Annotated in this window: 4 protein-coding genes; all 4 read right to left on the bottom strand. The window is 71.4% G+C overall.

Translation table 11 applies throughout. The features are described from left to right. Positions 1 to 27 precede the first annotated feature (27 nt). Positions 28 to 1,014 (bottom strand): ABC transporter permease, encoded by a 987-nt coding sequence (locus GUY61_RS34220; RefSeq protein WP_313896998.1) that lies wholly within the window; start codon positions 1,012 to 1,014, stop codon positions 28 to 30. A gap of 110 nt (positions 1,015 to 1,124) precedes the next feature. Continuing rightward, the gene (locus tag GUY61_RS34225; RefSeq protein ID WP_166634214.1) at positions 1,125 to 2,684 is read right to left on the bottom strand and encodes a sugar ABC transporter ATP-binding protein; all 1,560 of its coding nucleotides are present in this window, start codon (positions 2,682 to 2,684) and stop codon (positions 1,125 to 1,127) included. Positions 2,685 to 2,845: 161 nt separating this feature from the next. Continuing rightward, entirely contained in the window at positions 2,846 to 4,027 is a 1,182-nt protein-coding gene (locus GUY61_RS34230) for an ROK family protein (RefSeq protein ID WP_166634215.1), read from the bottom strand. Between the two features lie 203 nt (positions 4,028 to 4,230). After that, positions 4,231 to 5,169, bottom strand: a complete 939-nt coding sequence (locus GUY61_RS34235; RefSeq protein ID WP_166634216.1) for a beta-ketoacyl-ACP synthase III — start codon at positions 5,167 to 5,169, stop codon at positions 4,231 to 4,233. Positions 5,170 to 5,292: the final 123 nt, after the last annotated feature.

A 5,292-nucleotide genomic window follows, 5' to 3' on the forward strand; every position in this document is an offset into this window, starting at 1 on the left:
GGCCGGTGGGGAGTCGTGGCGGGGAGGTCACGCCTCGCCGCTGCGCGTGGTGCGGCGCTGGACCAGTACGGCGGCGACGATGATCGCCCCCTTGGCGATCTGCTGGACGTCGCTCTGCAGGTTGTTGAGGGCGAAGATGTTGGTGATGGTGGTGAAGACCAGGACGCCGAGGACGGAGCCGGTGATGGTGCCCCGGCCGCCGCTGAGCAGGGTTCCGCCGATGATGGCCGCGGCGATGGCGTCGAGTTCGTACAGATTGCCGTTGGTGTTCTGGCCCGAGCCGGACAGGATGATCAGCATGAAGGCGGCGATGCCGCAGCACAGTCCGGACAGCAGGTAGAGGTAGAGCCGCTGCCGTCTGACATCGATGCCGGCGAGCCGCGCGGCCTCCGCGTTGCCGCCGACGGCGACGGTACGCCGCCCGAAGGTCGTACGGTTCAGCACCAGCCAGCCGATGACGGTGACCGCCGCGAAGACGAGCACCAGCGGCGGGACGCCGAGGATGTACGAGTCGGGGACACCCAGGTCGAGCACCGACTGCACCTCGACGATCTGTGTGTTGCCGTCGGTGATCTGCAGGGCGAGACCGCGGGCGGAGGCGAGCATCGCGAGCGTCGCGATGAAGGGAACCATGCCGCCGTAGGCGATGAGCAGCCCGTTCACGAGCCCGCAGCCGAGGCCGACGGCGACCGAGGCGAAGAGGATGCCGCCGAAGCCGTAGTCCTGTGTCGCCACGGTCGTCGCCCAGACCGAGGCGAGGGCCACGATCGCGCCGACGGACAGGTCGATGCCGCCGCTGGTGATGACGAAGGTCATGCCGACCGTCACCACACCGATCACGGAGGCCTGGGTGAGCACCAGTTGGAGGTTGCTGGTGTCCAGGAACTCGTCGGGCTTGGTGATACCGCCGACCAGCACCAGCACGGCCAGCACGCCGAGGAGGGAGAGGCTGCGCAGATCGAGCCGGTCGCGCAGGGACCGTGTCCCGTCCCCCTTGCCGGGACCGGACTTCACGGGCGCGTCCGCCGGCGTCTTCCCGCTCCCCGGGGGGTCCGCCCGCGAGGACGAGGCCGAGGACGAGGACGAATGCGGGGGCGTAGGAGAAGGCGAAGGCGAACTGAGCGTCACGCCGGGCTCCCTTCCAGGACGAGGTCGAGTACGCGGTGCTCGTCCAGCTCCAGGGCCGGCGCCGTGTGGACGACGCGGCCCTCGCGGAGCACCAGCACCCGGTCGGCGAGCCCCAGGACTTCGGGGACCTCGCTGGAGACGAGAAGTACGGCGAGGCCTTCGTCCGCCAGCCGCCGGATCACGGCGTAGAGCTCGGCGCGCGCGCCGACGTCGACCCCGCGGGTCGGCTCGTCGAGCAGCAGCACCCGGCAGCCGCGCAGCAGCCAGCGGGCGAGGACCGCCTTCTGCTGGTTGCCGCCCGACAGAGTGCGGACGGGCACTTCCGGGTTGTCCGGCCGCAGCGACAGCTCGCGAGTGGCCTGCCGGGCCGCCCTGTTCTCGGCGGCGCGGTCCAGCCAGCCGCCGCGCGAGAAGCGGGACAGGGTGGACACGGATACGTTGCGGGTGACGGACTCCAGCATCAGCAGGGCCTGCGCCTTGCGTTCCTCGGGCGCGAGCCCGAGTCCGGCGCGGACGGCGGCCCGTACGCTGCCGGGGCGCAGCGGGCGCCCGCCGACCAGGACGCGTCCCGCGGTCGGCCTGCGCGCGCCGTAGACCGTTTCCAGGATCTCGGAGCGGCCCGAGCCGACGAGCCCGGCGAGGCCGACGATCTCGCCGGGCCGTATCTCCAGGTCGACGGGCGCGAACTCGCCCTCCCTGGTGAGGCCTTCCACCCGGAGGACGGGTTCGGGCGCCGCCGTGGCGTCGGCGGTGGGCCGCTCCGGGAACACGTACTCCACGGTGCGGCCGGTCATCAGGGCGACGATGTCGCGTGTGGAGGTGGTCCTGGCGGACAGTCCCCCGGCGACCGCCCGCCCGTCCTTGAGCACGGTGACGCGGTCGCCGATGCGGCGGATCTCCTCGAGGCGGTGGGAGATGTAGACGACCGCGACCCCGGCCGCCGTCAGGTCACCGACGATGCGGAAGAGGTTGTCGACCTCGTCGGGATCGAGGGCCGCGGAGGGCTCGTCCATGACGATGAGCCGTACGTCGTGGGAGAGGGCGCGGGCCATCGAGACGATCTGCTGCTGCGCGGCCGAGAGCCGGCCGACCAGGGTGGCGGGGTCGATCTCGGCGTGACCGAGGCGCTTCAGCAGTTCGGCGGCGGCGATGCGGCCCTCCCGGCTCCGTACGACGAATCCGGCGGTGGTCCTCTCGTGCCCGAGGAAGACGTTCTCGGCCACCGACAGGCCCTCCACCAGGTCGAGTTCCTGGTAGATGGTGGCAATGCCGAGGCGCATGGCGGCGATCGGCGACCTGAGGATGACGGGCTGTCCGCGCCAGGTGATCCGGCCGCCGTCGGGCTGGTGCGCACCGGCGAGGACCTTGATGAGGGTGGACTTCCCGGCGCCGTTCTGCCCGAGCAGGCAGTGGACTTCACCGGCCTGGACGTCCAGGTCGACTCCGTCGAGGGCGCGGACGCCGGGGAAGGACTTGGTGATGCCGGACATGGTGAGGAGCGCCGGTCCGGGGGGCGGCGATGCGGTTTCCGGTACGGGGCCTTGCTCTGGTGCCATGGCGGGTCCCCTCGGCGGGTGCGGGCCGGTGAGCGGGCATGGGGGTGCACAGGAGCGGCGTACGTGAGCGATGCGGGCGGTAATTCGGCGGTGCGGGCAGTACGTGCGCTACGGGTGGTACGTGGGCGGCACGCGTTCGCAGGATTCGGGCAGGACTCGAGTCAGGCCGGGGAGAACAGGTGGTCGCTGATCAGCCTGGCCGCACCGATGACGCCCGCGGTCGGGCCGAGTTCGCCCAGGACGATGGGCAGATTGCCGGTGGCCAGCGGCAGTGACTGCCGGTAGACCTGGGTACGGATGGCGGCGAGAAGGTTGTGTCCGAGGCCGGTGACACCGCCGCCGATCACCACGAGCCCCGGGTTGAAGAAGCTGACCAGTCCGGCGATGACCTGGCCGGTTCGGTTGCCGCCCTCCCTTATGAGGTCGAGCGCGCAGGAGTCGCCGGCCGCGGCAGCCGCCGCCACGTCCACGGCGGTGAGGCGGCCGGCGGCCTCCAGACGGGTGGCGAGCTCCGCCGACTGGCCCGCGGCGGCGGCTGCCTCGGCGTCACGGGCCAGGGCCGCGCCGCTGAAGTGGGCTTCCAGACAGCCCCGGTTGCCGCAGGCGCAGGCCCGGCCGTCCGGCTCGACCTGGATATGGCCTATGTCGCCCGCACTGCCCGTCGTACCTCGGTAGACCGTGCCGCCGACGACTATGCCGCAGCCGATGCCGGTGCCGATCTTGACGCAGAGGAAGTCGTTGACGGTACGGGCGACTCCGGCGTGCTGCTCACCCATCGCCATCAGGTTCACGTCGTTGTCGACCATGACGGGGCAGCCGAGCTCCTGGCTGAGGGCCTCCCTGACCGGGAATCCGTCCCACCCCGGCATGATCGGCGGTGCCACCGGGACGCCCTCGGGGAAGCGGACCGGTCCGGGGACGCCGATCCCGGCGCCGTCGAAGCGCTCCGCGAGCCCCGAGGCCTTCAGCTTCGCGGCCATGGACAGGACCTGCTCGAAGACGGCCACCGGGCCGTCCCTGACATCCATGGGCTGGTTGAGATGGCCCAGGATCTCCAGCTCGGCGTTGGTGACCGCGACATCCACGGATGTGGCACCGATGTCGACGCCGAGGAAGCGGAGCGCCGGGGCCAGACGTATGTTGTGCGAGCGCCTGCCGCCCCGGGAGGCGGCGAGTCCGTCGGCCACGACGAGGCCGGTCTCCAGCAGCCGGTCTATCTCCACGGCCAGCTTCGACCGTGACAGATCCACCTGGTCGCCCAGCTGGGCGCGGGAGTTGGGGCCCCTGTCGCGCAACAGGCGCAGCAGCCGTGCCTGGTGCGCGTTCGCGGGTCGGGCCGTCATGCGCCTCACTCGCCCCTCCCTCCCCTGGCCCGGGGCAGCGGCCTGCCCCGGTTCTCCGGGATCCGTCGGCTTTCACGGGGAACGTAGCAGCGGCTGCCGGGGGTGGGAAGAAGTTGGTCGGGAATTGGGTACGACTTTTTCCCGACCAAGGACAAAGGCCGGCCGAGGGCAGAGACGAGCGCGGCCGTCGGGTGGCTGCCTCCTCAGGGGCAGTGGATGACCTGCCCCGCGTACGAGAGGTTGCCGCCGAAGCCGAACAGCAGCACCGGCGCGCCCGATTCGATCTCCCCGCGTTCGACCAGCTTGGACAGGGCCAGCGGAATGCTGGCGGCCGAGGTGTTGCCCGATTCGGTGACGTCGCGCGCGATCACGGCGTTGACCGCGCCGATCCGCTTGGCGACCGGTTCGATGATCCGCAGGTTGGCCTGGTGCAGCACGACGGCCGCCAGTTCCTCCGGCAGCACCCCCGCGCGCTCGCACACCGACCTGGCGATGGCCGGAAGGGTGGTCGTCGCCCAGCGGTAGACGGTCTGGCCCTCCTGCGCGAAGCGCGGCGGGGTGCCCTCGATCCGTACCGCGTTGCCCATCCCGGGCACCGAGCCCCACAGCACCGGCCCGATCCCCGGCTCGTCGGTGGCCTCGACGATCGCGGCGCCCGCGCCGTCACCCACCAGGACGCAGGTGGTGCGGTCGGTCCAGTCGGTGACGGCGGCCATCTTGTCCGCGCCGATGACCAGCGCCCGGCGCGCCGCGCCCGCGCGCACCGCGTGGTCGGCGGTGGCCAGGGCGTGGGTGAAGCCCGCGCAGACCACGTTGAGGTCCATGGTGGCGGGCGAGGCCATGCCGAGCCGCGCGGCGACCCGGGCCGCCATGTTGGGGGAGCGGTCGATGGCGGTCGAGGTGGCGACCAGGACCAGATCGATCTCCGCCGGGTCCAGCCCGGCGTTGGCGAGCGCCTTGGCACCGGCGTGCGCGGCGAGTTCGTCCACCGTTTCCGCCGGGTCCGCGACGTGCCGGGTCCTGATGCCCACCCGTGAGCGGATCCACTCGTCGCTGGTGTCGACCATGGCCGCGAGATCGTCGTTGGTGAGCACCTTGGCGGGTTGGTAATGCCCCAGCGCGGCGACACGTGAGCCGGTCATGTGCGAAGTCCCCCAGGTCAGGTAGAGGCAAGGAGTCAACAGTCTTGCCAGTGACCGGTGGGTACGACGGCATGTGAACCAACAGGATTCGCCCCAAAGAATTGGGATGTTCCGCCACACTGC

Source organism: Streptomyces sp. GC420 (assembly GCF_009916105.1).
Classification (GTDB): domain Bacteria; phylum Actinomycetota; class Actinomycetes; order Streptomycetales; family Streptomycetaceae; genus Streptomyces.

Excerpts from the sequence above, each read along its gene's own strand:
- GUY61_RS34225 (WP_166634214.1), bottom strand. The coding sequence starts at position 2,684 with ATGGCACCAGAGCAAGGCCCCGTACCGGAAACCGCATCGCCGCCCCCC.
- GUY61_RS34230 (WP_166634215.1), bottom strand. The coding sequence starts at position 4,027 with ATGACGGCCCGACCCGCGAACGCGCACCAGGCACGGCTGCTGCGCCTG.
- GUY61_RS34235 (WP_166634216.1), bottom strand. The coding sequence starts at position 5,169 with ATGACCGGCTCACGTGTCGCCGCGCTGGGGCATTACCAACCCGCCAAG.